Consider the following 25,977-nt stretch of genomic DNA (forward strand, 5'->3'; position numbering starts at 1 on the left):
CAGCTCTCATCTAGGTTCTAGTCGGGCAGGCGCTGAGCCTGCCACACAATATTGGGCTCATGGATCAGCCGAGCAGCAGCAGGGCCAGGATCAGGGCGGCGCCCATCCCCATGGAGGCTGCGTACCAGCGCAACTTGCCGGAGACGGTCCAGGCCAGCAGCTGATGCCCCCCCTCGGCCAGCACGGCGGGCAGGCTCATCATCCTGTCCAGCGGATCCTTGCCGAGCAGGCGAGTCGCCAGCAGGTAGGGCTTGACCCAAATCAGGTCATAAAGCCAGTCAAAGCCCCAGGCATTGAACCAGAGGGTGGACAGAGCCCGCCCCGGTGCACTCTCGGCGATCCCCTTCGCCAGGCGACGTTCGCCGAGGAAGAGGAAGGCGGCCAGCGCAATGCCTGCCACGGCGATGACGCCTGAGAGGATCTCGAGGCCATGGCGTCCCTCTTCGATGTGATCCCCCGGGCCGGCCGGCAGCACTCCTGCCAGCGGCGGCACGATGAGGGCGCCGACTCCGGTGGAGAGCACCAGCAGCACCAGCAGTGGCAGATGGTGGGCAAGGCCGTGACCTTTGTGCGCCTCGGTCTGCGCCTTGCCGTGGAAGGCGATGAAGATGAGGCGGAAGGTGTAGAGGGAGGTCAGGAAAGCCCCCCCCAGACCGGCCCACAGCAGGGCGCTCTGGCCACTGGCCTGCACCTGCCAGAGGATGGCGTCCTTACTGTAGAAACCGGCGGTCACCAGTGGCAGCGCGGCGAGCGCCGAGCCCCCCACCAGGAAGCAGGCGTAGACCAGCGGCAGCGATTTGCGCAGGCCCCCCATCTTGAAGATGTTCTGCTCGTGGTGGGTCGCGATTATGACGGCTCCGGCGGAGAGGAACAGCAGCGCCTTGAAGAAGGCGTGGGTCATCAGGTGGAAGATGGCCCCTTCCCAGGCACCAACGCCGAGGGCCAGGAACATGTAGCCAATCTGGCTCATGGTGGAGTAGGCCAGGATCCGCTTGATGTCGGTCTGTACCAGGGCGGCGAAGCCCGCCAGTACCAGGGTAATGGCACCAACCAGCGCCACCAGATGGAGGATCTCCGGTGCCAGCAGGAAGAGGCCGTGGGTGCGGGCGATGAGATAGACACCAGCAGTCACCATGGTGGCCGCGTGGATCAGCGCCGAGACCGGGGTAGGGCCCGCCATGGCGTCTGCCAGCCAGGTCTGCAGCGGCAGCTGGGCGGATTTGCCGACCGCGCCGCCGAGCAGCATCAGGCAGGCGAACGACAGGGCAGGGGAGCCTTCTGCGAACATCGCGGGGGCGCGCACCAGCAGCTCGTGAATGTTGAGGGTGCCGAGCTCGCGATAGAGCACGAAGAGCCCGATGGCGAGGAAGACGTCGCCGACCCGGGTCACCACGAACGCCTTGAGGGCGGCGGCGCCGTTGTTGCGATCCTTGTAGTAGAAGCCGATCAGCAGGTAGCTGCACAGCCCCACTCCTTCCCAGCCCAGATAGACGAACAGCAGGTCATCGGCCAGCACCAGGAACAGCATGCTGGCGATGAAGAGGTTGGTGTAGGTGAAGAAGCGTGAATACCCCTCTTCCCCGCGCATGTACCAGGAGGCGAACAGGTGGATGAAGAAGCCCACCCCGGTCACGACCCCCAGCATGGTCAGTGACAGCCCGTCCAGGGAGAGACGGAAGGCGGGCTGGAACTCGCCCACCGTCATCCACTGCCACAGGGTCTGTGTATAGACGCCGCCTTCCGGCATGGTATTGAGGAAATCGATGCCGACCCACAGGGTAGTGAGGGCCGAGAGACCGATGCTGCCGACACCGATGAGCGCCGAGGTGCGCTCGCCGAGGCGGCCGAGGGAGAAGGCCAGCAGCAGCCATCCCAGCAGCGGGAACAGGAAAGTCAGATATAGGAGGCTCATCCGCGCATCTCGCTCACAGTGTCCACGTTCAGGGTGTGGTAACGACGATAGAGCAGCAGTAACAGGGCGAGGCCGATACTGGCCTCCGCTGCCGCCAGAGAAATCACCAGTATGTACATGATCTGGCCGTCGGCCTGGGCCCAGCGGCTACCCGCCACCACGAATGCCAGGGCGGACGCGTTCATCATGATTTCGATACTCATGAGGATAAACAACAGGTTGCGGCGTATCAGCAGGCCGCACAGGCCGATGGCAAACAAAATGGCCGCCAGCAGGAGGCCGTGCTCCATGGGAATTCCACTCATCGCCATGCTCCTTGTGCTTGCTGGATGGAAAGGGGGCAGGCTGCCGGCAGCGAGCCATGCATCACCACGGAGGTGTCGCTCATTGCTGACCTCCTTCCTGTGTGGTGCGAGGCACGGAGAGCACTTCCCCGCTCTTGTCCTCGCGGCCCAGGTGATAGGCGGTGACCAGACCCGCCAGCAGCAGGATGGAGGCGAGCTCCACCGCCAGCACATAGGGGCCGAACAGGGCGATACCGACTTCCTTGGCGCTGACCTCGGTCAGACCCAGTTCACCGCCGGTCACGCCGAGAATGCCGTGGGCCAGAAAGCCCAGCAAAATGAGGGAGAGCAGGGCTGGGCCACCCCAGGTCATGGGGGTGAGCCACTTCTTCTCCTGATCCTGGGCGCTCCCCAGGTTCAGCATCATCACCACGAACACGAACAGCACCATGATGGCGCCGGCGTAGACGATCACCTGCAGGGCCCCCGCAAAGGCGGCGCCCAGGCAGAAGAAGATCATGGCCACGGCGATGAGGGAGATGATGAGATTGAGCAGCGCATGCATGGGGTTGCTGGTGCTGATCACCCGCAGCGTGCTGTAAACGGCGACCAGGGCCGCGGCATAGAATGCCAGTTCCATGATTGACTCCTAGGGCAGCAGGCTCTTGACATCGATGGGCTTGGCTTCGTTCTCGGCATCCCCTTTGGGTTTGCCGTCGATGGCCATCCCGCTCATGCGGTAGAAGTTGTAGTCCGGGTATTTGCCGGGGCCGCTTATCAGCAGATCTTCCTTCTCGTACACCAGATCCTGGCGACGATACTCCCCCATCTCGAAATCCGGCGTCAGCTGGATGGCGGTGGTGGGGCAGGCCTCCTCGCACAGGCCGCAGAAGATGCAGCGGGAGAAGTTGATGCGAAAGAACTCCGGGTACCAGCGGCCATCTTCCCGCTCCGACTTCTGCAAGGAGATGCAACCGACCGGGCAGGCGACCGCACACAGGTTGCACGCCACGCAGCGCTCGTCGCCATCGGGATCCCGGGTCAGTACGATGCGACCGCGAAAACGGGGGGCGGCGTAGACCGGCTGCTCCGGGTAGCTCAGGGTTTCACGGGGGCGCCAGGCATGGGAGAAGACCATCCCAAGACTGCGCAACTGGGTGCCAACACCCTTGATAATGCTCGTAATTTTCATAGGTGCCTCACTGCACATTTATCAGCACTGTCGTCTGGGCGTTTCCTTGCCGCAGACGGCCGAATCATCGTCATGTCCATCTCGTTTTGCTCACGCATTCATCAGCACCACGGCAGCGGTGACCAGCATGTTGAGCAGGGTCAGGGGCAGGCACACTTTCCAGCCAAAGGACATCACCTGGTCGAAGCGCGGGCGGGGCAGGGAGGCCCGCAGCAGGATGAAGAACACCATGAAACAGGCGGTCTTCAGGGCGAACCAGATGAAGGGCGGCAGCCAGGGGCCGTGCCAGCCACCGAAGAAGAGGGTCACGATGAGGGAAGAGATCAGCACGATGCCGATGTACTCCCCCACGAAGAAGAGACCCCACTTCATGCCCGCGTACTCGATGTGATAGCCGTCGGCGAGCTCCTGCTCGGCCTCCGGCTGGTCAAACGGGTGGCGGTGGGTGACGGCGACCCCGGCAAACAGGAAGGTGACGAAGCCCAGGATCTGGGGGATCACGTTCCACATGCCGGCCTGGGCCTCGACGATGTCACGCAGGTTGAAGCTGCCGGTCTGGATGACGATGCCCATGAGCGAGAGGCCAAGGAACACCTCGTAGGAGAGGGTCTGGGCCGAGGCGCGCAGGCTGCCGAGCAGGGAGTACTTGTTGTTGCTCGACCAGCCTGCGAACAGCACGGCATAGACCGCCAGCCCGGCGATCGCCAGGATATAGAGCAGCCCCACGTTGAGATCCGCCACGCCCCAGGTGGGGGTGATGGGTACCACCGCAAACGCCAGGATGAAGGCGGTGAAGGCGATGATGGGGGCCAGCACGAAGATCCGGCGATCCGCAAAGGGCGGGATCCAGTCCTCCTTGAAGAACATCTTGACCATGTCGGCCGCCAGTTGCAGCAGGCCGAAGGGGCCAACCCGGTTGGGGCCGTAACGGTCCTGCCACAGTGCCAGCAGGCGGCGTTCGATGAAGCTCATGAAGGCGCCGGCCCCCACGATCCCCACGAGCACGACCAGGGCCTTGCCAACCTCGATCAGCAGATCCATCAGAGAGTCGCTCATGCGATGACCTCCTGCAGGTTATCGATCAGGGCGTGGTGCAGGGCGGTCGGCAGGCCGTTCACCCCGAGTGGCAACCCTGCCAGGCCCGGAGCCAGCGCATCGCTCAGGCGCAGACGCAGGCGCCAGTGGTTGCCACCCCAGGAGAAGGCCACCAGCACGTCAGGGGACAGTGCCAGGCGCGCGGCATCCGCTGGGTTCAGTACCAGGGTGGGTTCCCCCATGCGAGCCTGGATGACCGGGCTTCTGGCGGAGAGCTCCTCGCCACCGAACAGCTGGTCATAGCTCACCACCTGCAGGGATGCGGCGGGCTGGAAGGGGGCCGGGATGGTGCCAAACCACCCCAGGTTGCCTTCGCCCGGCTCCAGCAGGCGGCGACCGGGATCCCCGGCACGCAGGTTGCCGCCCACCTCGTCCTGGAACTTGTTCCAGGCGGAGGGGGAGTTCCAGCCCGGCGCCCAGGCAAACGGTACCTGGGAGAGGGGCTGGCGGGAACCAGCGTAGCCTTCCATGGAGAAGGCGAACGGCGAATCGGGATCCTGGGCGACTCTGGGCTCGCTCACGTTCTGGTTTGCCAGCATGGAGGTGCGACCACTGTAGCGGTGCGGCTCCCGGGCGAGCTTCATGCCGCGAATGCGCAGGCCGGCGTTGGGTGCAGCTTCACCCATGGTGGTGAGCAGCGGGGCGCTGGCGGCGCAATCGCGACTCACATCGTCGAAGGTGTTCCAGCGAACCGAACGCGGTTGCTGGCTCCCTTGCAGGGCATCCAGCCAGCGCCAGCTCTCGCGCACCTGGATATCGGCGTTGTAGAAGGCGGGAGCATAGACCTGGAAGAAGCGCTGGGCGCGGCCTTCCATGTTGACCAGGGTGCCATCGCCTTCGGCAAAACTGGCGGCAGGCAGCACCAGACCCGCCTTCTTCGCGGTGGCCGTCTCCTGATGGTCGATGACCAGCAGGTGTTGCAGGCGATCCAGGGCGGTGTCCACCCGGCTGCGGGGGGCTCGGCGGTAGAGGTCGTTCTCAAGAACGACCAGGGCAAGTCTCTCTTCCCCTTCCATGCGCTCGAGGGCTGCCTCCAGCGGGGCGGCATGCCGGGCCAGCATGGCCAGCCCCAGGCTGTTGGCTTCCTGAGCCACCAGGGCAAGCTCCGCGGCCTGGCCACGGCCCTTGAGGGCGCGGGCGATGTTGCTGGCCGCTTCGATCAGCGCCTCGTTGCGGGCTCCATTGCCTGCGATGATGAGGGGCTTTTTGGCGTTGCCAAGCAGGTCGGCCCATTGGGCGGCGAGGGCCTGCTGTTCGGGGGAGAGATCCGTTGGCGCCGGTGCACTGGCGTCCAGCAGGTGGGCGATGGCAAACCCGAGGCGCGCCTGATCCGCGTGGGGGGCGTGCAGGGTGCTGCTCGCCACGTCATCCAGGCGGGTGGCATCCAGACTGGTGATGAGCAAGGGGTAGCGCTGGTTCTGGGCCAGGGTCTGTACGGCAGCGACCTGCCAGAGATCCACCTTCAGCTTGCGGGCAATTTCGCGCCCCTTGCCTTTCACTGCCTGGCGCAGGGCCAGGGCGATGCGGGCGGCGGTCTGGGTGACATCTTCCCCGAGCACCAGCACGGCGTCGGCTTCTTCCATGTCGCGCAGGCTGGGAGTGCGCACGCCGCCGTGCTCCAGAATGTCCAGCATCTTCTGCAGGCATTTCCATTCGCTCTGCTCGACCCCGGAGTAGAAGTTGGCGGCCCCCACCAGTTCGCGCAGTGCGAAGTTGCTCTCCAAGGAGGCGCGGGGTGAGCCGATGCCGATGACGCCGCTGGCAGTGCGCAGCGCATCCGCGGCCCGGTTCAGGGCGCCATCCACCGTGATGGCCAGCTTGTCACTGCCATCCTGCAGCAGGGGCTGGCGCGGGCGGTCGGTCAGATTGACGTGACCGTAGCCGAAGCGGCCGCGATCGCAGAGGAAATAGTGGTTCAGGGCACCGTGGAAACGGTTCTCGATGCGGCGCAGCTCGCCGTAGCGCTCACCCGGGCTGATGTTGCAGCCGACCGAGCACCCCTGGCAGATGCTGGGGGCGAACTGCATGTCCCACTTGCGGTTGTAACGCTCGGAGTGGGTCTTGTCGGTGAAGACGCCGGTGGGACAGACCTCCACCAGGTTGCCGGAGAATTCGCTCTCCAGAGTGCCATCCTCGACCCGACCGAAGTAGACGTTGTCATGGGCGCCATAGACCCCGAGATCCTCGCCACCGGCGTAATCCTTGTAATAGCGCACGCAGCGGTAGCAGGCGATGCAGCGGTTCATCTCATGGTTGATGAAGGGACCCAGATCCTGATTCTGGTGGGTGCGCTTGGTGAAACGGTAGCGGCGGCTGTTGTGGCCCGTCATTACCGTCATGTCCTGCAGGTGGCAGGCGCCACCCTCTTCGCACACCGGGCAGTCGTGGGGGTGGTTGGTCATCTGCCACTCCACCACTGTCTTGCGAAACTCCTTCGCCTCTTCATCCTCGATGGAGATATAGGTGCCATCGGTGGAAGGTGTCATGCAGGACATGACCAGGCGGCCGCGCTTGTCGTCGGCATTCTGATACTGTTTGACCGCGCACTGGCGGCAGGCACCGACGCTACCGAGCGCCGGGTGCCAGCAAAAATAGGGGACGTCCAGACCCAGCGATAGACAGGCTTGCAGCAGGTTGTCTGCCCCGTCTACCTCGTACTCTTTACCGTCTACATGAATGGTTGCCATACAACTTCCCTGAAACCTGTTTTATGAAATCGGCTATTGCCCGATGCGTCCTGTCGCTTACCAGCGCTCGCCCAGCAGGTTGGGCTGGATACCCTTGAACAGCTTGTGATTGTCATGGGGGGCCTTGACCCCGGCCTCGAACTCGGACCGGAAATACTTCATCGCACTGCCAAGGGGCTCGACGGCGCCGGGGGCATGGGCACAGAAGGTCTTGCCCGGGCCGAGGAAACTGACGAGCTGTTCCAGGGTCGCGAGATCCTCGGGTTGCCCCTCGCCCCGCTCCAGCGCCCGCAGGATCTTGACGCTCCAGGGCAGGCCGTCGCGGCAGGGGGTGCACCAGCCGCAGGATTCGCGGGCAAAGAACTCCTCCATGTTGCGCAGCAGTGAGACCATGTTGATGCTGTCATCCACCGCCATGGCAAGGCCCGTACCCATGCGGGTGCCCACCTTGCCGATGCCGCCAGCGTACATCTGGGCATCCAGGTGCTCGGGCAGCAGGAAGCCGGTGCCGGCGCCGCCCGGTTGCCAGGTTTTCAGGCGATAGCCGGGCTTCATGCCGCCGGCGTAGTTTTCGAACAGCTCGCGGGCGGTGATGCCAAAGGGCAGCTCCCACAGGCCGGGATTGTTGACCTTGCCGGAAAAGCCCATCAGCTTGGTGCCGTGATCTTCCGAACCCGGCAGTGCCAGCCCCTGATACCAGGCCACACCGTTGCCGATGATGGCGGGGACGTTGCACAGGGTTTCGACGTTGTTGACGCAGGTCGGCTTGCCCCAGACGCCGGAGACGGCAGGGAAGGGGGGTTTGGCCCGCGGGTTGGCGCGCCGTCCTTCCAGGGAGTTGATGAGGGCCGTCTCTTCGCCGCAGATGTAGCGACCTGCGCCGGTGTGGACGAACAGCTCGAAGTCAAACCCCGAGCCTAGGATGTTCTTGCCAAGGAGCCCCGCGGCCTTGGCCTCTTCCACGGCGCGGCGCAGGTGGATGGCGGCATCCACGTACTCGCCGCGCAGGAAGATGTAGCCACGATAGGCCTTGAGAGCACGTGCACTGATGATCATCCCCTCGATCAGCAGGTGGGGCAGCTGCTCCATCAGCATGCGGTCTTTGTAGGTATTGGGCTCCATCTCGTCGGCGTTGCAGAGCAGGTAACGGATGTTCATGCTCTCGTCTTTGGGCATCAGGCCCCACTTCACGCCGGTGGAGAAACCGGCGCCGCCGCGCCCCTTGAGGCCGGCATCCTTGACGGTGCTGACGATGTCATCCGGGCTCATCTGGCCAAGCGCCTTGCGGGCGGCCTCATAGCCCTGCTTTGCCTGATACTCCTCGAGCCACACCGGCTGGCCGTCGTCCCGCAGGCGCCAGGTGAGAGGGTGAGTCTCGGCGGTGCGGGGGATGCGGTTGGCGGTGCCGAGGGAGGCAAGCGTCTTGCCTGGCTGAATGCTCATGGGTAAGCCTCCAGGGTTTTCAGCAGGCTGACGGCATCGAGTCCGCCATAGGTATCGTCATCGATCATGATGGCCGGCCCCTTGTCGCAGTTGCCGAGGCAGCAGACGGGCAACAGGGTGAAGCGGCCATCCGGGGAGGTCTGACCGGGGGCCAGATTGACGACCTCTTTCAGACCGGCAAGCAACTGCTCGTGGCCGTTGATGTAGCAGACCATGCTGTCGCAGACGCGGATGATGTGACGACCCACCGGCTGGCGGAAGATCTGGCTGTAGAAGGTGGCGACCCCTTCCACGTCGCTGGCGGGGATGCCGAGCTCGGCGCCGATGGCGTGAATGGCGCCGTCAGGCACCCAGCCACGGGCCTGTTGCACTATCTTGAGCGCTTCGATGCTGGCTGCACGGGGATCTTCGTAGTGGTGTTTCTCGTGTTCGATGGCATCGCGCTCAGCCTGGCTCAGGACGAAATCTCCCTGCTGGCTGCTGCATGCCCCTTGCCCTTGTGGGGTCTGGTTATTGTGACACTGACATTGGCTCATGACTTGACCTTTTGTGGCTTGTCCCTTTACTGCGCGTCTTGCCCTTCGCCCCGGCTGCCGGGGCGAGAGGACTCAACGATCCACATCTGACATAACGAAATCGATACTGCCCAGGTAGACGATAAGATCCGACACCATCTGGCCGCGGATCACCGAGGGGATCTGCTGCAGGTGAGCAAAGCTCGGGGTGCGGATCCGGGTCCGGTAGCTCATGGTGGAGCCATCGCTGGTCAGGTAATAGCTGTTGACCCCCTTGGTCGCCTCTATCATCTGGAAGGACTCGGCGGCCGGCATGACAGGCCCCCAGGAGACTTGCAGGAAGTGGGTGATCAGGGTTTCGATGTCCTGCAGGGTGCGCTCTTTGGGCGGTGGCGTGGTGAGCGGGTGATCCGCCTTGAAGGGGCCCTCAGGCATGTTTTTCATGCACTGCTCGATAATGGACAGGCTCTGGCGGATCTCCTCGATGCGCACGGTGGCGCGGTCGTAGGCGTCCCCGTTGCTGCCCACCGGCACCTCGAACTCGAACTGATCGTAACCGGAATAGGGGCGCCATTTGCGCACGTCAAAGTTGAGCCCCGTGGCCCGCAGACCGCCCCCCGTGGTGCCCCAGGCCAGGGCCTGGGCCGTGTTGTAGGCGGCGACGCCGATGGTGCGGCCCCGCAGTATGCTGTTGCGCATGGCCGCCTTTTCATACTCCATCAACCGCTTGGGCAGCCAGCTCAACAGGTTGTCCTGGATGAGGCGGGTCCAGCCGGCAGGCAGATCGTGGGCCACGCCGCCGATGCGGAACCAGGCCGGGTGCATGCGGGCTCCGGTGATGGCCTCGATGATGGTGTAGATCTTCTGGCGGTCCGTGAAGGTGAAGAAGACCGGGGTCATGGCCCCCACGTCCTGAATGTAGGTGCCAAGGAACAGCAGATGGCTCTGGATGCGGAACAGCTCCGCCATCATCACCCGGATCATGTCGACCCGCGCCGGCACCTTGATGCCGGCCAGCTTCTCGACCGCCAGCACATAGGGCAGGTTGTTCATCACGCCGCCCAGATATTCGACCCGGTCGGTGTAGGGGATGTAGCTGTGCCAGGACTGGCGCTCGCCCATCTTCTCGGCGCCGCGGTGGTGATAGCCGATGTCGGGCACGCAGTCGCGGATCTCTTCCCCGTCTAGTTGCAGCACCAGGCGGAAGGCGCCGTGGGCGGAGGGGTGGTTCGGCCCGAGGTTCAGGAACATGTAGTCCTCGTTCTCGTTGCCGCGGGCCATGCCCCACTCTTCCGGCTTGAACAGTAGGTTGTCCTGCTCCTGATCCTGCTTGACCGCATCGAGCATGAAGGGATCAAACTCGGTGGCGCGCGCCGGGTAGTCCTTGCGCAGGGGGTGCCCTTGCCAGCTCTTGGGCATCATGATGCGGGTCAGATGGGGGTGGCCATCGAAGGTGATCCCCATCAGATCCCACACTTCCCGCTCGTACCAGTTGGCGTTGGGGAAGTGGCGGCTGACGGTGGGCAGATGGAGATCGCTCTCCTTGAGCGCCACCTTCAGCATCACGTCGGCGTTACGGTCGATGGAGATGAGGTGATAGAAGACGGTAAAGTCGCTCTCCGGCAGGCCGTGGCGATGGCTGCGCATCCGTTCGTCGGTGGCGCTGAGATCGAACAGCATCACGAAGGGGGAGGGCAGCTTTTGCAAGAAGCCCATCACGTCTAGCAGCAGATCCCGGGAGAGCCAGATGACCGGCACGCCGGTACGGGTGCTCTGCACGGTGAAGCGCTCGGCACCGAAGTGGGCGAACAGCTCGCCGACCACCTGGGCATCGGCGTGATCGGCGGTTTGCCACTGGGCCATGGTGTAATTGCTTGGGAATTCTCGAGTCAGTTTCATGATCAGATCTCATCCGGCGTGCGCAGGTTGGTCACGTTGATCCGCTCGCCGCGCTTGCGTTCCTTCTCGGATTGCATCTGGGGACGGTAGATCCCCTGATCCCCCACCACCCAGGAGAGGGGACGGCGTTCCTTGCCGATGGACTCCTGCAGCAGCATCAGGGCTTGCAGGAAGGCTTCGGGGCGGGGAGGGCAGCCCGGAATGTAGACATCGACCGGCAGGAACTTGTCCACCCCCTGTACCACGGAGTAGATGTCATACATGCCGCCGGAGTTGGCGCAGGCCCCCATGGAGATGACCCACTTGGGCTCGAGCAACTGCTCATAGAGCCGCTGGATGACAGGGGCCATCTTGATGAAGGGGGTGCCGGCAATCACCATGAAGTCGGCCTGACGGGGGGAGGCTCGTATGACCTCTGCGCCGAAGCGAGCCACGTCGTGGGGAGAGGTGAAGGCGGTACACATCTCCACGTAGCAGCAGGAGATGCCGAAGTTGTAGGGCCATAGGGAGTTCTTGCGGCCCCAGTTGACGGTGTCTTGCAGCACCTCTTCGAGGCGCCCGATCATGATGCCGCGGGTCGCTTGCTGCGCCAGTGGATCATCGACGGTCTGGCGCTGTTCCTGGGGGTAGCGCTCAACGGGCGCATCCGGGTCAATCCGGGTCAGGGTGTACTTCATGGTGCAACCTCAAAGAGATAATCGGTAGTTCAGTCTGGTTTCTTGTCAGTCAGGACACGCTTTTTCGGGGCCCAGTCGAGGGCACCAATGCGCCACAGGTAGAGGAGGCCTACCAGCAGCAGGGTGATGAAGATGGTGGCTTCGATGAAGCCGACCCAGCCGCTCTCCCGAACGGAGACGGACCAGGCAAAGAGATAGAGGGCTTCGACATCGAAGATGACGAAGAACATGGCGACCAAGTAGAACTTGGCGGAGAAGCGCAGGCGGGCGTTGCCGACGGAATCCACCCCGGATTCGAAGGGTTTGTTCTTGGCACGGCCATAGGCGCGTCCCCCCAGCAAGGCCGCCAGGCCTATCATGGTCAAGCAGATACAGATGGCGCCAATGACATAGACAGCAAAAGCCCAGTGCTGGACGGCAATATCAGCAAACATATAGGTTTTTCCCTAACCAAATTAATCATGTGACTTAACAATGACGTTACGTAGTATGCCACTTTCGTACTGATTTACATGTCATTTCAAAGGATTAATTATTAATCAACGGGATGAAAATTGTGTTTTGCTAGCGGGGTCAACTTTCTCGTTTGAGAATTGTTTTCAATCGTTTTTATGTAGCAGAAAAAAACCGGATAGTTTGAAAATCCGGTGGATGGCAGGAAACAAAAGACCCCGCATGGCGGGGTCTGTTTCAGGGTTGAAGAACGGGGAGGCTCTGCTCTGCCGCCTTGCCCTGGGAGAGCACGATCTCCACCCGGCGGTTGGCCTGGCGGTGAGCCGGGGTGTCGTTCGGATAACGGGGTTGGGTATCTGCGACTCCCTGGGCGATCAGCCGTCGTGAATCCAGCTTGGGGTTGGTCAACAAGGTGTGGGTGATGGTGGCCGCCCGCAGCACCGACAGCTCCCAGTTGTTGCGATAGAGCTCCACCGGCGCCTGGGAGTTGTCGGTGTGACCGGTGACCACCACCATGCCGGGGATGTCCGCCAGCACGTCCGAGACCTTGTTGACCAGGGGAATGAACTGGGGCTGCAAGAAGGCGGAGTCGGCGGGGAACAAGGTCTTTTCGCCGATGCGGATCACCAGCTGGCTGCCAAGCTGCTCCACCTCGATCTCCTTGGACTCGATTTGGCTCTTGAGCTGCTGATCCAGCTTCTGCTTGGTGACTGTGACCCAATCCTGCTCCTTGGTCTTGTGGGGCCAGGACTCCGTGGCCGTAGGTTTCTCCGAGGAGCCGATGGTCTCGTTGAAAGGGTCGGCCGCTGCTGCGGGCGTCTGGGTATCCAGCACCTGCTCTTTCTGGGAGGTATTGGGGGTGGTCTTGGACTCGGGTTCCAGTATGCCTGTGCCCCCCTGCATCACGGGTGAGCCAGCGGGAAGGGAGACAAGCCCTATCTTGCCAAGAGATTCGATAAAGCCCTGAATGAGCACGCGAGTCTCCGACTGCTTGGCCATGGCGAAGGAGTAGAGCACCACGAACAGGGCGAACAGCAGTGTCATGAAGTCGGCGTAGGAGACCAGCCAGCGTTCGTGGTTCTCCGGCGCCTCAGCCTTTTTCTTTTTCGCCACCGTGGCCTCCGAGGTAAGGCTCAAGGGTCACTTGCAGCCGTTGCTGTGACTCGCCGTCCACGATGCAGAGGATGCCGGTGAGGGTCATCTCCTTGTAGTGGCGGATCTGGTGGGCAAACGACTTGTAGCGGTTGCCGAAGGGCAGGAAGATGAGGTTGGCAGCCGACACCCCGTAGATGGTAGCGATAAAGGCCACCGCGATGGCGCCCCCCAGCTTGTCGGGGGCATCCAGCAGGCCCATGGCGTGAATGAGGCCAAATACGGCCCCGACGATCCCCATGGTCGGGCAGTAGCCCCCCATGGCCTCGTAGAATTTGACGGTCTGTTCGATATCTTCCTGCTCGAACTCGATCTCGTTTTCCAGTACCTCGTGGATTTTGGTCTTCTCGTAGCCATCGACCATCATCTGTACCCCTTTTTGCAGGAAGGGATCCTTGATGTCGTCGATCATGCCCTCCAGTGCCAGCATGCCACTGCGCCGTGCATTGCCCGCCAGGGTTTCAAGCAGTTGGGCCTGCTCCAGCATGTCGAGGCGCAGGGGAGTGATGAGCCACTTGAAGCGCTTGAGGGTTTTACCAACCACGGAGAAAGGAAACTGGGTCAGTGCGGCACCGACGGTACCGCCGATCACGATGAGAAAGGCGGGCAGATCGAGCAGGGCGCTGGGGTGCCCCCCTTCTATCATGTTGCCACCCAGAATGGCTGCCAGGGCCAGCAGCAAGCCAATAAGACTCATTTGTCCATATCCCTATGCGATGTGTGAGGCTAGTGTAGCCATTTAACTATCAGTTTTTCAAAACGATATCCAATCGGTGAGCAATATCCGAGAGGTTGCGCAGACCCGGTAGTGTCCGGTGGCATCGGCCTGTACCGCTTGATCTGTAGAGCAGGTTGACGGTGCCGGCATGGCAGGACGAGGCGGTTATCCAAGTGATATCACAATATACTGTGCTATCTGTGAGAGTATGTTGGTTATTTATATCGTCACTTTCTGTTTGCTTGGCGTAATGCGCTGTCAACGAGAAAGGGCTGGCTGCCCTCGGGGTATATCCCCTGTCGACAGAGAGCAGCGAGGCGGAAGGGATGGGATTGGCTGGGCGGCACTCGGCCAGGTATCGCGGCAAACCGTTTTTTCTGGCCCCGCCAATGACGGGTTTCTCCTGCCAGGGGGTTGGCAGACGCCTTGAAGCAAAAAACCGACCTTAAGGTCGGTTCTTCAAGCTGTACGCTGGATCGGGATTGACTCGCACCATCCCTGGCGCTCGCCCTGCGGGCGGCCTCTGGCCGTCCAGTCGGGCTATCCTGCCCGCCTGTCGACAGGGTTTGAACCGAGCCGCCCATCATCGGATGAAGTAAAAGGCCCCGTCTTGCGACGGGGCCTTTTACTTTATTTGGCGGTGAGGGAGGGATGATTCACCACTGCATGGCTCACCCCTTCGGGGCGGCCTGCGGTCGTTCATCGCAGCAAGCTGCTCTGCTCGAACCCGACGAGGCTTCTCACCTTCTCTCCATCGGCATCGGATGTTGCCATGTCACCAGATGCAAAAAACCGACCCTTAGGTCGGTTTTTACAATTTGGCGGTGAGGGAGGGATTCGAACCCTCGATACGTTGCCGTATACACACTTTCCAGGCGTGCTCCTTCAGCCACTCGGACACCTCACCAAATTTTTACTGCTTGAAGTGGCTTTCGGAGCACGCTGCGCGTGCATCTTGCCGACTTCGTCGGTGGGCAGCCTCTCGGATACCGCACCAAATTTTTGTCTGTGGTTTAACGTGTTCAGCCAACACTGTGTTCGCTGCGCCGTTGCGCTGGAACGGGGCGTAATTTAGGGGAAAGGGCTGCCTGGGTCAACCACTTTTCCCCTTATTTTTCATAATCTTTATCGAGTGCCTATCCCTTGAACAGAATGCCGGTTTTTTAATCCCGTTCAAGGCTTGTCGAGAATGATCAGGCTGTCAGGCAGCTCGTTCTGATCCCGGGTGGCGGGGAAGGCGTCGGTCAGAATGGCGCTGGTGCGCTCCACGCACTCCAGGAACCCCTGCTCGACCTCCTTGTTGCGTACCCGAACCACGAAGTCGTCGATGATCTGCTGCCACTGGGTGTTGTCGATGTGCTGGGCGATCCCGTCGTCTACCAGGATCTCCACATAGTGCTCCGCCACCGAGACGAAGATGAGCACACCGAGCCGGTCCCGGGTGCGGTGAAGTCCCTGCTCGACAAACTGCAGGCGGGCCATCAGGGCGGCCCGGTGACGGCGTACCTTGTTGGGAATGAGCCGCATCTTGATGGGCGTCCAGTGGAACAGCAGGCTCAGCAGCAACCAGACCGACCACTGCACCAGCAGGATCTCGTACCAGCCAAGCCAGAAGCCGAGCTGGAAGACCAGCAGGGGGGTGAGCATGGCCAGCAGGGCGGCCCACAGGGTCGGGATATAGCGATAGCCATCGCTGGCCGGGGCCAGCACGGTGACCAGTTCGGCATCCGTGGCCTGCTCGGCCTGTCGAACCCTGGCCTGCAAGGTGTGGAAAAACTGTTTCGAAATCATATTGTTGTCTCTTTTTCCCTGATTACCAACCGCCAGATGCACCGCCGCCGCCAAAGCTGCCGCCGCCACCACTGAAACCGCCACCACCACCGCCAGTGCGGCCGCCAAAAGAGCCGGCACCGAATCCACCGGCCATGTAGGCGGCCCGGCGACGTCCTCCCGGCCCACCGCCGCCGCCGCGCAGGTTGTGCAGCACGATCATCGCAATCACCACCAGGATGAAGAGCCAGGGACCTCCCTGCTTGTCGGCCTTGCTGGCGTGGTCCACGGGCTGATACTCCCCGGCCAGGGCCTGCATGATGCCCTGGCTGCCGGCGAGGATGCCGGCCACCATGTCACCGCGCTTGAAGGCGGGCAGGATCCGGGTCTGGATGATATTGGCGGCGATGGCGTCGGGCAGGGCACCTTCCAGGCCATAACCCACCTCGATGCGCACCTTGCGCTCGTCCTGGGCGATGATCAGCAGAACGCCGTTGTTCTTGCCTTTTTGGCCGATGCCCCAGTGGCGACCGAGCTGGTAGCCGTACTCTTCGATGGTATCCCCCGCCAGCGTGTCGATGGAGACCACCACCAGCTGGACGCCGCTGCGCTTCTCGAAGACGGCCAGTTGCTGTGCGAGCTGGTGGGCCTGCTTGCGGGACATCAGATTGGCCTCGTCCACCACCCGCCCGGTCAGGGCCGGGAAATCGGGGGCGGCATGCAGTGCCGTGGCACAGAGCAGCAGACAGAGCGCCAGCCAGTGTCTCATCACGTTCATTGGAAGCTGACCTTGGGCGCCTCATCGGCACCGGGTTTGGCGCTGAAGGTGGGTTTGGCTTCCAGATCGGAGTAAAGCAGCTTGGACCAGATGACCCCGGGGAAGGTACGGATCTCGGTATTGAACTGGCGTACTGCTTCGATGTAATCCCGTCTGGCCACCGCGATGCGATTCTCGGTGCCTTCCAGCTGGGCCTGCAGGGTCAGGAACTGCTGATCGGCCTTCAGATCCGGGTAGCGCTCGACCACCACCATCAGCCGGGAGAGGGCGCTGGAGAGCTGCTCCTGCGCCGCCTCGAACGCCTTGAGCTGGGAGGGGTCACTCACCTGCACGCTGCCGACTCGGGCACGGGCATCGGTGACCGCCTTGAGGGTCTCCTGCTCGTGGCTGGCGTACCCCTTGACGGTGGCCACCAGGTTGGGAATGAGATCGGCCCTGCGCTGGTACTGGTTCTCGACCTGTCCCCAGCTCGCCTTGACCTGCTCATCCAGGGTCGGAATGGTGTTCATGCCGCAGCCGGTCAAACCCAGCAGCAGGGTCAGGGTCAGCAGGGCACGGGTACCACGCTGCCAGAGTGAAGTGGCCATCTTGTTGTTCTCCATTGATATTTCTCTCGGAAATAGGTTCACCATAACAGCTTGTGGTCAGCCCTCACAACGCCTGGGTAACAGGGGGGCGCGGTAGCTCATCGACACCTTGGGCAGCTGGGGTTTGTCCTTGAGCCAGGAGGCCAGCTCCTCCCCACAGCCATTGCCGGGGGGAATGGGAGCCTGGGGCTGGCAGTCCGGACTGTTTGCCGGGCAGCGCAGGCGCACGTGAAAGTGGCTGAAGTGGCCGACCCAGGGGCGCAGCTTACCGACCCAGGCTTCACCGGGTGCCTGTTTGCACACCTCGGCCTTGATGACGGGGTTGACGAAGATGCGCGCCACCTCGGGGCGATCAGCCGCAAGGCGCAGCAGATTGAGCTGCCTGGGGCCGAATCGGCCGGGCAGCATCCGGTAGCTGGGTTCGTCGATCAGCGCCCACTCCCTGGGGGCATCCTGCTCCCAGCGGCTGATGGGCCTGTCAGCCATCCTGAACCAGATGTCGGCATCCAGTCCGGTCTGGTGGCTGCGATGACCTGAGGTAAAGGGCCCCCCGTGCATCATGGCGAGGTCGGCGATATAGAGATCCGGCATGCCGGCCAGTCTGGTCTGGTTGGCCAGATGCTGCAGGTAATGGATGAGGTCGGGGTGACCGTAATAGCGCAGCCGTTTGGTGCGGATCACCTGATAACCTGGGCCTTCGAGGGGCAGGGCCACGGCATTTTTCAGGCAGCCGGCGGAGTAGCCGCCGATGGCCTCGGCATAGAGTGTGCTCGCGGACAAGAGCAGGGCGGTGGCGAACATGGGACTCCCGGGATGGCGCCCAGTGCGGGCTCAGACAGCCCCAAGCATACCAAGAGTGGCGGCTGGCCGTCATCCGTGTCGCGGTGGCGGTTGCATCGCGGTGCGTCGCTCGCGCACAATGCGCGGCAACGCAGCGACGGCAAGGCCGTTCGCATCACAGAAGGAGAAGAGAAGATGAGAGTCAGTGAGCTGGCAGCGCAAGAGAACGTGCGCTGGCTGATGCCCCCGGCCCGGCGGTTTTACGGGGTGATGATCTGCCTGTTGCTGGCGAGTCTCGCCACTGTGGTGGCCGCCCTCTGGCTGGGATATCCCGACATGGGCCTGCTGCCCTGGGTCGGGGTGGTCTTTGGCGGTATCGTGCTGGTGATGATGGTGTTGCCGCGCAACTGGCAGCGCTGGCGTCTGGCGGAGCTTGCCTGGGATGAACGCCATCTCTATCTGCTCAATGGTGGCGAAGACCGGGCCTTGGCGCTGCCCAGAGCCGTGCTGGTGGGCATGGAGCGAGATCGCAAGGTGGGACACGATGGCCAGTGGCTCGATTTCAGCCTGGATCTCGGGCTGGATGAGGTGACCCTGGCGACGGCCACCAGCCTGCTCGGGTTGTCCCGGGAAGGGACTCACGAAGTGGCCCCCGGGGTCTATCGATTCGGGTTCAAACGTGCCTGGCATGGGCGTCGTGCCCTCGGCACATTGCTGGCCGAGCTGCACCCGACCTGACTATTTTCTCGACAATTCATCCCAATGCTCAGATACTGCCTCTGATTCGATTTGATCTTTCCTGCTCCGATAGCCCAAGAGATCAAGGACTTGGGATACGAAGCTGGAAGTGTCATGGCATGATGCCGTGGCTGGTCCGGCAGGGGGGTTGTGCCCTTACTCCCTGGTCGGTGGATGCATAGATAAGGCACCTTGAATCGAGAGTGGATGGCATGAAGATTTACGTAGGTAATCTGTCGTACCGGATGACGGCCGACGAACTGACAACCGTGTTCAGCCAATTTGGGCAGGTAGACAAGGTCGATATCATCATCGACCGCGATACCGGTCAGTCCAAGGGGTTTGGTTTCATTGAAATGCCGGTCAATGGTGAGGCCGAGAAGGCCATCGCCGAGTTGCACGGCACCGAGGTCGGCGGCCGCACCATCACGGTCAATCAGGCCAAACCGAAGACGGATGCACCCCGTGGTCGCCCCCAGCGCCATCGTTGAATCGTCTCGATAACGGAAAACGGCATGGAATCCTCCATGCCGTTTTTGTTTTCAGGGTCTGGTGCAGACTCAGGGCACGTCATAACCCAGAGCGGCCTTGCGGATGCGGAACCACTGCTGGCGAGTGAGCTCAATGGACTCGGCTGCCACGGCGGCGGCGATCCGCTCCCGTTTGCCGGAGCCGATGAGGGGCAGCGGCTGACTCGGCATCATCATTACCCAGGCGTAGACCACCTGCTCCAGACAGTCGGCGCCCACCTCCTGGCGGATCTGCTCGAGTTCCGCCCGCAGCGGGGCATAGTCGGGGGCATGGAACAGCCGCCCGCCGCCAAGGCAGGACCAGGCCATGGGCTTGATGCGCAGTTGCTGGCATTGATCCAGGGCGCCATCCAGCGTCCCCTCCTGATGGAGCGGGGAGATCTCCAGCTGGTTGGTGACCAGGGGGAAGGGCAGACGGGATTGCAGCAGGGCAAACTGGTGGGGCGTGAAGTTGGATACCCCGGCGTGCTTGATCTTGCCTGCCTGCTTGAGGGTGATGAATGCGTCGGCCACCTCGTCGGCGTTCATCAGGGGGTCGGGGCGATGGATCAGCAACAGATCCAGATGATCGGAGCCGAGCTTTTGCAAGGAGGCTTCGGCACTGGCGACGATGTGTCCCTTGCCGGTGTTGTAGTGATTCAGGGCGTGGGCCGGATTGGCGGTGAGGGCGATGCCGCACTTGCTGACGATCTCCATGCGATCGCGCAGGGAGGGCTCCAGGCGCAGGGCATGGCCGAAGGCCTCCTCGCACTGGTAGCCACCATAGATGTCGGCGTGATCGATGGTGGTGACCCCGAGATCAAGGTGATATTTCATCAGGTCCAGCAGGGCGGCGGGGGAGAGCTGCCACTCCATCAGGCGCCAGTAGCCCATGATGAGGCGGGAGAAGGTGGGGCCTTGCTCATGCAGGGCCAGACGGGATACGGACATGGTGACTCCTCTGGAGATAAAAATGCGAAAAGAAAGGGGCAAAATCATGTGCCAGCATCTTGGTCTCTTCCGGCGGACAAGGCAATAATGCCCCCTTCGCGAATTCGAACTATGGTTCTGACTCCGACGGGTCAAGCTCCCGGTGTCAGTGAGAGGAGAAGGGGTGATGGAAGGATTTGCCGCCAGGCTGCAAAGCCTGATCGGGGAGGGGAGCGTGAGCGCTTTTGCCCGCAAGGTGGGGTTGAGTGAAGCCCTGATCCGCAAGTATCTGAAAGGGGCCGAGCCCGGCCTTGGCAAGGCGAACCAGATTGCCATGGGGGCCAACTGCTCGCTGGAGTGGCTCGCCACCGGTTGCGGGTATCTCTATCGTCAGGCCGAGGTGGTGGACAGGGACGCGCTGGCGGCGGCGGGGGCGCTGGTGCAGGAGACCCGTCCGGGAAAGCCCATGCCGGACGAGGAGCAACTGGTGACCCTGCTCGCCTATTATCAGTTCCTGCGCAGCCACAAGCAGGCGGACGGTTTTCTGGACCTGGCCCGGGCGCGGGAGTTTGGGCGCCATCTGGCCGAGGCCTGAGCCTGACGGGTGTTCCCGGCAGTCCGCCATTCTTCTGATACCCTCTAAGCAGTGATCAAATCCAAGGACACGCAGATGAGCTATCTGATCCTGGGCAGTGGCGGGTTGGGCAGTGCGCTGGCACGGGAGCTGGCCAGACGGGGCGAAGAGTGGTTGCTGGCGGGCAGGCAACTGCCCAGGGGGCTGGATCCCGCCTGCTACTTTCCGCTGCAGGAGGTGGACCCGCTCTCCTTTGAGGCCCTCTTTACCCTCTATGACAGCACCACCCTGCCGACGGTAGTGATCAACACCATAGGCCTGCTCCATGATCTTGCCCACATGCCGGAGCGGCGGGTGGAGGAGGTGACCCCCCAATGGCTCGAAGAGAGTCTGCTGGCCAATGCCTGGCCCCACCTGGCCCTTGGTGCCAACCTCAGCCGGCGCATGATGTCCCAGAGCACGCTCTGGCTCTGCACTCTCTCGGATCGGGCGGGAAGCCTGGAGAAGGGGGGCGAGGAGGCCATGTGTCACTACAGCTACCGCATGAGCAAGGCCGCCCTCAACATGGGATCCCGGATCCTGGCGGGTGAGTGGGCAGGACGTTTTCCCGGCGCCGGTGTCATCACCGTGCATCCCGGCCTCATGAATACCCCCATGCAGCAACCTTTTCTTCAGGAGATGGATCCCACCTTGCTGCAGGACCCCGCCGAGGTCGCCGTCCGCCTGCTGGATCTGATGGCCACACTGACGCCGGCGCACTCGGGCCGTTTCGTGGATCTGCAGGGTCAGTCGCTGCCCTGGTGAGCCGCCGGGCTCACATTCCCGCTTGCCGTTTCTTGCCAGCCGGGTGTCGGCTGGTTAATGTCATCGTCCTGCATCAGGAGGATGACATGCGCTATATCGATTTACGAAGTGATACCGTGACCCAACCCACGGAAGCCATGCGCCAGAGCATGCTGCATGCCGAGGTGGGAGACGATGTCTATGGGGAAGATCCCAGCATCAATGCGCTGGAGCGCCGCGGCGCCGAACTGCTTGGCAAGGAGGAGGCCCTGTTCGTGCCCTCCGGCACCATGTCCAACCTGCTGGCCATGATGAGTCACTGTCAGCGTGGGGAAGGGGCCGTGCTGGGGGTGGCCTCCCACATCTATCGCTATGAGGCCCAGGGTTCTGCCGTGCTGGGCTCGGTGGCCCTGCAATCGGTCCCCATGCAGGTGGACGGCACCCTGGCCATCGAGGATGTGCGGGGGGGCATCGCTCCCGATGATCCCCATTTCGTCCAGACGCGCCTCGTCTGCCTGGAAAATACCCATAACGGCAAGGTGCTGCCATTGACCTACCTGCGCGCCATGCGCGAATTCGTCGACGAGAAGGGGCTGAAGCTGCACCTGGACGGGGCTCGCCTCTTCAATGCGGTGGTGGCGAGCGGGGAGCCGGTGGCCGCCATCGCGGCGCCTTTTGACAGCATCTCTGTCTGCCTCTCCAAGGGACTGGGGGCACCAGTGGGGTCCCTGCTGGTGGGATCGGCTGCGTTCATCGCCCGCGCCAGACGGCTGCGCAAGATGCTGGGGGGCGGCATGCGCCAGGGAGGGATCCTGGCCCAGGCCGCCCTGTTCGCGCTGGATCAGCACGTTGCCCGGCTGGCGGATGATCATCGCCGCGCCAGGCGTCTGGCAGAGGGGCTGGCCGCCTTGCCAGGCATCACACTCAACATGGGGGAGGTGCAGACCAACATGGTGTTCCTGCGCCTGACCCAGGGGGATCCCGCCACCTTGCTGGGTTTCATGAAGGAGCGCGGTATTCTCTTCTCCGGCTACGGGGAGCTCAGGCTGGTGACCCACCTGCAGATCACCGACGATGACATCGACGAGGTGATCGACGCCTTCACCGAGTACCTGAGTGGCTGACGCCATTCCCCATCGCAACAACAAGGGCGCCATTAGGCGCCCTTGTTGTCATGGCAGGGTCGGTCATCCCTGGCGCTGGCCGGTGATCAGCATGGCCTCGTCGGTGGCGTCATAGATCATGATGGCCAGGTGGGTGACCTCTCCGGCGAAGTCGGCCAGCGGCACCAGGGTCAGGTTCTGGTACATGTAGGGGGCCGATCCCGTGATGGGGCGGTAGTTGGAGAAGCGCAACAGGTAGGGGCGCTGCTCCCAGGTGCTGAAGGCACGGTTGTTGAGCTTGAACACCATGTTGGCCTTGCGCTCGAACCAGGCCTTGTCCACATCGGGGAAGAGCGAGAACAGCCCCTGATCGCGCACCTCGCCTGCCAACCGGCCGCTGTGACTCTCCATGAAGCCGTTCCACACCTGAATCCGGTACTCCCTGTCGAGCACGACCAGCCCCACGTCCAGATTCTGGACGATGTTCATCAGCCAATGAAATTCCCGAATGTCCATGGTCACTCCTGGTGGTTGCTGCCGCGGAGCGGTCAGAGCATGTGCATGATCTTGTTGTTCATGGTGGCGATGGAATCTTCGGTAAACAGCAGCAAGAGATCGCACTGCACCGCATAGCCCTGCACCCGATAGTTGATCTCGATGGCCAGAGTGCGGCGCCAGCGGCTCTGGTTGGTCCGAATGAGATCCTGAATGGGCCTGTGCTGGCCAAGCACCACGGGGTGACCCTGGCTAAAAGGGGTGTCGAGCTGGTTGGCGTAGCCGCGCAAGAAGGCACCGATCAGCACATTGGCGGTGTCCATCAGCAGTTCCAGCTCGGCGCCGTGATCCAGCTCCCCCTGATGGTTCATCAGGCGGGCCAGGTCCTGGAAGCTGGCATCGTGGAACAGCAGCAGGGCCTCCCCGGCGATCCCGGCCCCGATGAAGCCCTGACAGACCGCGGAGAGCGTCTCCGACTCGGCGGCGGCCGAGAGCGCCATGTGCAGCTCGGAGACCTCCAGCACGTTGACGTTGGGGATGGGGAGCAGCACGAAGGCGCCGAGCAGGCGGGCCAGCAGATCCGCCCCCTGGCCCATGGCGACGTTGGCCAGCTCCTGATAGACATCCCGCAGCTCGGGGGTGAACTGGATGCTGCTCTGGGCAGCCTGGTGGCTGGCGACGGGCTGGTGCTGGATGGCCGTCACCTGGGTGGCTGATTGCCACAGACCGTGGCGCTTGAGCAAGGCAAGGAGGGTGTCCGGGGAAGCCGGCTTCTTGATGAAATCGAGGGCGCCAAGAGCCATGACACGCTCATGGGCTTCCGGCTGGATGTCGCCGGAAACCACGATCACCTTGCTGCGCACCCCCTCTCGCTTGAGGGTCTCGAGCACGCCATAACCGTCCATCTCCGGCATGGTGAGATCGAGAAAGATCAGGTCCCCGTGCCCCATCAGGATCTGCTCGACCCCTTCCAGTCCGTCCGCGGCCTGGTGCAAGGTGACATCCCAATCGGCGGGCAGGGCGCGCACCAGCTGTTTGCGCGCGAACCCGGAGTCATCACATATCAATACATTCATAGTGTTAGCCGACCTGTGCAACGAGGATTGCGCTAAGTGTGGGTCATCAGCCGTCAGATGCAACGGGCAGCGGCTGCGCCGGTGAAAATTGATCGTTCTGCTGGCGGGTACGATAGCGCTCAGAGTGCTTCTCGACGAAATCGGCGAACATCTTAACACGCAACGGGGTGAACCGGGGCTGACAATGGAGCATGTAGAAGGGACGTTTTCCCGACTGCCAGTCAGGCAGGACGGGGACGAGCTGACCATCTTGCAGGAAGGGGTGCACATAGTGCTGCGGGGCGTTGACGATGCCGAGGTGGCGCTGGGATGCTCGTACGGCGGCCTGGGTCTGGTCGATGCAAAGGCGAGGTGTGCGCTTGATGCAGACCGTCTGTTCGTCCCGCCCGCTCAGTTGCCAGTGCTGATGGGGCCAGCAGTAGATGAGATCGTGCTCTTCCAGCTGGGTCGGGTGGGAGGGCACACCCATCTTCTCCAGATAGAGGGGGGAGGCGAACAGACCGTACTGGATGTGACCCAGACAGAGGGCGTTGGGCAGGGTCTGGGGAAGCTCGCCGTTGAAAAAGACCAGGTCCCTGTCCTGATCCGCCTGGAGGGCATGATCGTTGGACTGGCGGATGTCGAACTGTACCCCGGGATAGCGCAGGCCGAAGTCCACCAGCATGTCGACCAGGATGGTGTTGGAGAGGGCGATGGGGGCCGCGAGGCGGATGAGGCCGCTGATGTCCGTCTCCTCACCCCGAATTTCGCCGGTGGCCTGCTCTATTTCCGCAAGGGGGGTACAGAGGCGCTCGTAATAGCGCAGCCCTTCGTCGGTGAGACGCAGCTTGCGGGTGGATCTGTGCAGCAGGCTGCATCCGAGCTGCTCTTCCAGTTGGGAGATACGTCGACTGATGGTGCCGGTCGGCATGCCCAGCGCAGCGGCGGCGTGGGAGAAACCGCCCTCTTGCACCACCTTGACGAACAGATAGAACTCTTCGATGTACTTCATAAGCGGTTTTAGGGGGTGTTCTGGCTGTAACAAGCCAGTGACCTTATGAAGAGTCACCGGGCTTGGCAAGCGCAATCCGGCGTTTAATTGATCTGGATTAGATTCGACTCGCGCTGGTATTGCTGGAGCAGATGGACGAAATCTTCCGGGGATCTGTCGAGGCTGTTGTCGGGCACCAGCAGATCGTACCCCAACAGATCACGCAGCCGTGCCATGCGGTTGCCGAGCATGGCGATCACCCCCTCATAGCGCTGGCCGGCGGGTGAGCAGAAGCGGCTCTCCTCCAGCAGTCCCTCTCCCAGGAGCCCACTGCCGCACCCTCCGGTCGGGCAGCCGGAGCGCTCGCTTCGCATGGCCTGCATCAGCACGGCGCGCTGCTCGGTCAGCAGACGGACGGCGAGCCGGGGTGTGATCAGCGTCAAAAAAGCGTCGTAATCCTTTATTTTCAAACCGATGTAGGGCAGCTCCACCAGATCCCACCCCAAATGGATACGTGGTTGGTCAATTCGCTGAATATTTCTCCATTTCAGGATCCAGCCGCCGTACTTGTGATGGTATTGCAGGCAGTCCTGACACAAAGAGAGACTAAAATGAGGCTCACCCAGTTTCCAAACCCCGACAAGAATTGTCATCAGGCCCGCGAGGAGGAGGGAAATGGCGGGGATTAGTAGTTGTTCACGAAGAAAAAAAAGTATAAAAATCATAGCAATGGTTATCACCATGCCCAACAATACCAGTGTGAGTCCATTTCTTCGTACCATGGGGATCACATGTAGCGTTTTCATATGATTTCGGCCTTTTTTCATCCGTTTGTTATCCGATTATGGGCCGGAACG

At 62.3% G+C, this 25,977-nt stretch carries 27 protein-coding genes, 1 tRNA gene and 1 other RNA gene; 5 read left to right on the top strand and 24 right to left on the bottom strand.

Annotation, left to right across the window (positions count from 1 at the left end):
• Positions 1–64: 64 nt before the first annotated feature.
• The 19 genes from nuoL to mepA form a co-directional block, all read right to left on the bottom strand.
• The gene (gene nuoL, locus AB5Y93_RS11030) at positions 65–1,912 is read right to left on the bottom strand and encodes an NADH-quinone oxidoreductase subunit L (RefSeq protein WP_368229339.1); all 1,848 of its coding nucleotides are present in this window, start codon (positions 1,910–1,912) and stop codon (positions 65–67) included.
• Entirely contained in the window at positions 1,909–2,217 is a 309-nt protein-coding gene (gene nuoK, locus AB5Y93_RS11035) for an NADH-quinone oxidoreductase subunit NuoK (RefSeq protein ID WP_010675036.1), read from the bottom strand. The genes nuoL and nuoK overlap by 4 nt, the downstream gene beginning before the upstream one ends.
• 79 nt (positions 2,218–2,296) lie before the next feature.
• Entirely contained in the window at positions 2,297–2,836 is a 540-nt protein-coding gene (gene nuoJ, locus AB5Y93_RS11040; RefSeq protein ID WP_010675035.1) for an NADH-quinone oxidoreductase subunit J, read from the bottom strand.
• A 9-nt stretch (positions 2,837–2,845) separates the two neighbouring features.
• Complete coding sequence (nuoI, locus tag AB5Y93_RS11045; protein WP_010675034.1) at positions 2,846–3,388, bottom strand: NADH-quinone oxidoreductase subunit NuoI; 543 nt, start codon at positions 3,386–3,388, stop codon at positions 2,846–2,848.
• Between the two features lie 90 nt (positions 3,389–3,478).
• On the bottom strand, positions 3,479–4,444 hold the full coding sequence (nuoH, locus tag AB5Y93_RS11050) for an NADH-quinone oxidoreductase subunit NuoH (protein WP_010675033.1): 966 nt from the start codon (positions 4,442–4,444) through the stop codon (positions 3,479–3,481).
• Positions 4,441–7,170 (bottom strand): NADH-quinone oxidoreductase subunit NuoG, encoded by a 2,730-nt coding sequence (nuoG, locus tag AB5Y93_RS11055; protein ID WP_368229340.1) that lies wholly within the window; start codon positions 7,168–7,170, stop codon positions 4,441–4,443. Before nuoG ends, nuoH begins: the two co-directional genes overlap by 4 nt.
• A gap of 57 nt (positions 7,171–7,227) precedes the next feature.
• Positions 7,228–8,613 carry an NADH-quinone oxidoreductase subunit NuoF gene (gene nuoF, locus AB5Y93_RS11060; RefSeq protein WP_042016644.1) on the bottom strand — a complete coding sequence of 462 codons (1,386 nt, stop codon included), beginning with the start codon at positions 8,611–8,613 and terminating at the stop codon, positions 7,228–7,230.
• Positions 8,610–9,149: an NADH-quinone oxidoreductase subunit NuoE gene (gene nuoE, locus AB5Y93_RS11065; protein ID WP_010675030.1), complete on the bottom strand. Its 540-nt coding sequence runs from the start codon at positions 9,147–9,149 to the stop codon at positions 8,610–8,612. The genes nuoF and nuoE overlap by 4 nt, the downstream gene beginning before the upstream one ends.
• Before the next feature lie 72 nt (positions 9,150–9,221).
• Positions 9,222–10,991: an NADH-quinone oxidoreductase subunit C/D gene (gene nuoC / locus AB5Y93_RS11070; protein WP_197713285.1), complete on the bottom strand. Its 1,770-nt coding sequence runs from the start codon at positions 10,989–10,991 to the stop codon at positions 9,222–9,224.
• Positions 10,992–11,029: 38 nt separating this feature from the next.
• Positions 11,030–11,704 (bottom strand): NADH-quinone oxidoreductase subunit B family protein, encoded by a 675-nt coding sequence (locus AB5Y93_RS11075; protein ID WP_010675028.1) that lies wholly within the window; start codon positions 11,702–11,704, stop codon positions 11,030–11,032.
• A gap of 29 nt (positions 11,705–11,733) precedes the next feature.
• Positions 11,734–12,138 carry an NADH-quinone oxidoreductase subunit A gene (locus AB5Y93_RS11080; protein ID WP_039038710.1) on the bottom strand — a complete coding sequence of 135 codons (405 nt, stop codon included), beginning with the start codon at positions 12,136–12,138 and terminating at the stop codon, positions 11,734–11,736.
• 256 nt (positions 12,139–12,394) lie between these two features.
• Positions 12,395–13,270 carry a flagellar motor protein MotB gene (locus AB5Y93_RS11085; RefSeq protein WP_010675026.1) on the bottom strand — a complete coding sequence of 292 codons (876 nt, stop codon included), beginning with the start codon at positions 13,268–13,270 and terminating at the stop codon, positions 12,395–12,397.
• Entirely contained in the window at positions 13,248–14,006 is a 759-nt protein-coding gene (locus tag AB5Y93_RS11090) for a flagellar motor protein (RefSeq protein WP_029314677.1), read from the bottom strand. The genes AB5Y93_RS11085 and AB5Y93_RS11090 overlap by 23 nt, the downstream gene beginning before the upstream one ends.
• A 656-nt stretch (positions 14,007–14,662) precedes the next feature.
• Positions 14,663–14,791, bottom strand: a non-coding RNA gene (locus tag AB5Y93_RS11095) — RtT sRNA.
• A 55-nt stretch (positions 14,792–14,846) separates the two neighbouring features.
• Positions 14,847–14,934: transfer RNA gene (locus tag AB5Y93_RS11100), tRNA-Ser, on the bottom strand.
• A 266-nt stretch (positions 14,935–15,200) separates the two neighbouring features.
• On the bottom strand, positions 15,201–15,818 hold the full coding sequence (locus AB5Y93_RS11105) for a TPM domain-containing protein (protein ID WP_010675024.1): 618 nt from the start codon (positions 15,816–15,818) through the stop codon (positions 15,201–15,203).
• Between the two features lie 22 nt (positions 15,819–15,840).
• Complete coding sequence (locus AB5Y93_RS11110) at positions 15,841–16,575, bottom strand: YgcG family protein (protein WP_182936180.1); 735 nt, start codon at positions 16,573–16,575, stop codon at positions 15,841–15,843.
• Positions 16,572–17,177, bottom strand: a complete 606-nt coding sequence (locus tag AB5Y93_RS11115; RefSeq protein WP_010675022.1) for a LemA family protein — start codon at positions 17,175–17,177, stop codon at positions 16,572–16,574. Before AB5Y93_RS11115 ends, AB5Y93_RS11110 begins: the two co-directional genes overlap by 4 nt.
• A 42-nt stretch (positions 17,178–17,219) precedes the next feature.
• Positions 17,220–17,963 carry a penicillin-insensitive murein endopeptidase gene (gene mepA, locus AB5Y93_RS11120; protein WP_041215028.1) on the bottom strand — a complete coding sequence of 248 codons (744 nt, stop codon included), beginning with the start codon at positions 17,961–17,963 and terminating at the stop codon, positions 17,220–17,222.
• 174 nt (positions 17,964–18,137) lie between these two features.
• On the opposite strand from mepA, the gene AB5Y93_RS11125 reads away from it, so the two are divergent.
• Both AB5Y93_RS11125 and AB5Y93_RS11130 read left to right on the top strand, forming a co-directional pair.
• Entirely contained in the window at positions 18,138–18,680 is a 543-nt protein-coding gene (locus AB5Y93_RS11125) for a hypothetical protein (RefSeq protein ID WP_279989214.1), read from the top strand.
• A gap of 212 nt (positions 18,681–18,892) precedes the next feature.
• The gene (locus AB5Y93_RS11130) at positions 18,893–19,171 is read left to right on the top strand and encodes an RNA-binding protein (protein ID WP_029314670.1); all 279 of its coding nucleotides are present in this window, start codon (positions 18,893–18,895) and stop codon (positions 19,169–19,171) included.
• 69 nt (positions 19,172–19,240) lie between these two features.
• Here AB5Y93_RS11130 and AB5Y93_RS11135 read toward each other — a convergent pair whose 3' ends face one another.
• Positions 19,241–20,140: an aldo/keto reductase family oxidoreductase gene (locus tag AB5Y93_RS11135; RefSeq protein ID WP_368229342.1), complete on the bottom strand. Its 900-nt coding sequence runs from the start codon at positions 20,138–20,140 to the stop codon at positions 19,241–19,243.
• Between the two features lie 166 nt (positions 20,141–20,306).
• Between AB5Y93_RS11135 and AB5Y93_RS11140 the strand changes: the two genes are divergently transcribed.
• From AB5Y93_RS11140 to ltaE, 3 genes are all read left to right on the top strand, one after another.
• Positions 20,307–20,714: a transcriptional regulator gene (locus AB5Y93_RS11140; RefSeq protein WP_039038703.1), complete on the top strand. Its 408-nt coding sequence runs from the start codon at positions 20,307–20,309 to the stop codon at positions 20,712–20,714.
• Between the two features lie 75 nt (positions 20,715–20,789).
• Positions 20,790–21,497, top strand: coding sequence for a short-chain dehydrogenase (locus AB5Y93_RS11145; protein WP_200163642.1), 708 nt, complete (start codon positions 20,790–20,792; stop codon positions 21,495–21,497).
• A gap of 86 nt (positions 21,498–21,583) precedes the next feature.
• Entirely contained in the window at positions 21,584–22,600 is a 1,017-nt protein-coding gene (gene ltaE / locus AB5Y93_RS11150; protein WP_368229344.1) for a low-specificity L-threonine aldolase, read from the top strand.
• A gap of 63 nt (positions 22,601–22,663) precedes the next feature.
• Here ltaE and AB5Y93_RS11155 read toward each other — a convergent pair whose 3' ends face one another.
• The 4 genes from AB5Y93_RS11155 to AB5Y93_RS11170 form a co-directional block, all read right to left on the bottom strand.
• Positions 22,664–23,095, bottom strand: a complete 432-nt coding sequence (locus tag AB5Y93_RS11155) for a PAS domain-containing protein (protein ID WP_039038700.1) — start codon at positions 23,093–23,095, stop codon at positions 22,664–22,666.
• A gap of 32 nt (positions 23,096–23,127) precedes the next feature.
• Complete coding sequence (locus AB5Y93_RS11160) at positions 23,128–24,150, bottom strand: response regulator (RefSeq protein WP_161653134.1); 1,023 nt, start codon at positions 24,148–24,150, stop codon at positions 23,128–23,130.
• 46 nt (positions 24,151–24,196) lie between these two features.
• On the bottom strand, positions 24,197–25,141 hold the full coding sequence (locus AB5Y93_RS11165) for a LysR family transcriptional regulator (RefSeq protein ID WP_368229346.1): 945 nt from the start codon (positions 25,139–25,141) through the stop codon (positions 24,197–24,199).
• A gap of 83 nt (positions 25,142–25,224) precedes the next feature.
• Positions 25,225–25,947: a DUF2982 domain-containing protein gene (locus AB5Y93_RS11170; RefSeq protein WP_368229347.1), complete on the bottom strand. Its 723-nt coding sequence runs from the start codon at positions 25,945–25,947 to the stop codon at positions 25,225–25,227.
• Positions 25,948–25,977: the final 30 nt, after the last annotated feature.

It is taken from the genome of Aeromonas sp. R10-1 (assembly GCF_040908465.1).
GTDB classification, from domain to species: domain Bacteria; phylum Pseudomonadota; class Gammaproteobacteria; order Enterobacterales; family Aeromonadaceae; genus Aeromonas; species Aeromonas caviae.

What these genes read in the sequence shown, in the direction of transcription:
- nuoL (WP_368229339.1), bottom strand. Translation starts at nt 1,912, where the DNA reads ATGAGCCTCCTATATCTGACTTTCCTGTTCCCGCTGCTGGGATGGCTG.
- nuoK (WP_010675036.1), bottom strand. Translation starts at nt 2,217, where the DNA reads ATGAGTGGAATTCCCATGGAGCACGGCCTCCTGCTGGCGGCCATTTTG.
- nuoJ (WP_010675035.1), bottom strand. Translation starts at nt 2,836, where the DNA reads ATGGAACTGGCATTCTATGCCGCGGCCCTGGTCGCCGTTTACAGCACG.
- nuoI (WP_010675034.1), bottom strand. Translation starts at nt 3,388, where the DNA reads ATGAAAATTACGAGCATTATCAAGGGTGTTGGCACCCAGTTGCGCAGT.
- nuoH (WP_010675033.1), bottom strand. Translation starts at nt 4,444, where the DNA reads ATGAGCGACTCTCTGATGGATCTGCTGATCGAGGTTGGCAAGGCCCTG.
- nuoG (WP_368229340.1), bottom strand. Translation starts at nt 7,170, where the DNA reads ATGGCAACCATTCATGTAGACGGTAAAGAGTACGAGGTAGACGGGGCA.
- nuoF (WP_042016644.1), bottom strand. Translation starts at nt 8,613, where the DNA reads ATGAGCATTCAGCCAGGCAAGACGCTTGCCTCCCTCGGCACCGCCAAC.
- nuoE (WP_010675030.1), bottom strand. Translation starts at nt 9,149, where the DNA reads ATGAGCCAATGTCAGTGTCACAATAACCAGACCCCACAAGGGCAAGGG.
- nuoC (WP_197713285.1), bottom strand. Translation starts at nt 10,991, where the DNA reads ATGGCCCAGTGGCAAACCGCCGATCACGCCGATGCCCAGGTGGTCGGC.
- AB5Y93_RS11075 (WP_010675028.1), bottom strand. Translation starts at nt 11,704, where the DNA reads ATGAAGTACACCCTGACCCGGATTGACCCGGATGCGCCCGTTGAGCGC.
- AB5Y93_RS11080 (WP_039038710.1), bottom strand. Translation starts at nt 12,138, where the DNA reads ATGTTTGCTGATATTGCCGTCCAGCACTGGGCTTTTGCTGTCTATGTC.
- AB5Y93_RS11090 (WP_029314677.1), bottom strand. Translation starts at nt 14,006, where the DNA reads ATGAGTCTTATTGGCTTGCTGCTGGCCCTGGCAGCCATTCTGGGTGGC.
- AB5Y93_RS11105 (WP_010675024.1), bottom strand. Translation starts at nt 15,818, where the DNA reads ATGATTTCGAAACAGTTTTTCCACACCTTGCAGGCCAGGGTTCGACAG.
- AB5Y93_RS11110 (WP_182936180.1), bottom strand. Translation starts at nt 16,575, where the DNA reads ATGAACGTGATGAGACACTGGCTGGCGCTCTGTCTGCTGCTCTGTGCC.
- AB5Y93_RS11115 (WP_010675022.1), bottom strand. Translation starts at nt 17,177, where the DNA reads ATGGAGAACAACAAGATGGCCACTTCACTCTGGCAGCGTGGTACCCGT.
- mepA (WP_041215028.1), bottom strand. Translation starts at nt 17,963, where the DNA reads ATGTTCGCCACCGCCCTGCTCTTGTCCGCGAGCACACTCTATGCCGAG.
- AB5Y93_RS11125 (WP_279989214.1), top strand. Translation starts at nt 18,138, where the DNA reads ATGAGAGTCAGTGAGCTGGCAGCGCAAGAGAACGTGCGCTGGCTGATG.
- AB5Y93_RS11130 (WP_029314670.1), top strand. Translation starts at nt 18,893, where the DNA reads ATGAAGATTTACGTAGGTAATCTGTCGTACCGGATGACGGCCGACGAA.
- AB5Y93_RS11135 (WP_368229342.1), bottom strand. Translation starts at nt 20,140, where the DNA reads ATGTCCGTATCCCGTCTGGCCCTGCATGAGCAAGGCCCCACCTTCTCC.
- AB5Y93_RS11140 (WP_039038703.1), top strand. Translation starts at nt 20,307, where the DNA reads ATGGAAGGATTTGCCGCCAGGCTGCAAAGCCTGATCGGGGAGGGGAGC.
- AB5Y93_RS11145 (WP_200163642.1), top strand. Translation starts at nt 20,790, where the DNA reads ATGAGCTATCTGATCCTGGGCAGTGGCGGGTTGGGCAGTGCGCTGGCA.
- ltaE (WP_368229344.1), top strand. Translation starts at nt 21,584, where the DNA reads ATGCGCTATATCGATTTACGAAGTGATACCGTGACCCAACCCACGGAA.
- AB5Y93_RS11155 (WP_039038700.1), bottom strand. Translation starts at nt 23,095, where the DNA reads ATGGACATTCGGGAATTTCATTGGCTGATGAACATCGTCCAGAATCTG.
- AB5Y93_RS11160 (WP_161653134.1), bottom strand. Translation starts at nt 24,150, where the DNA reads ATGAATGTATTGATATGTGATGACTCCGGGTTCGCGCGCAAACAGCTG.
- AB5Y93_RS11165 (WP_368229346.1), bottom strand. Translation starts at nt 25,141, where the DNA reads ATGAAGTACATCGAAGAGTTCTATCTGTTCGTCAAGGTGGTGCAAGAG.
- AB5Y93_RS11170 (WP_368229347.1), bottom strand. Translation starts at nt 25,947, where the DNA reads ATGAAAAAAGGCCGAAATCATATGAAAACGCTACATGTGATCCCCATG.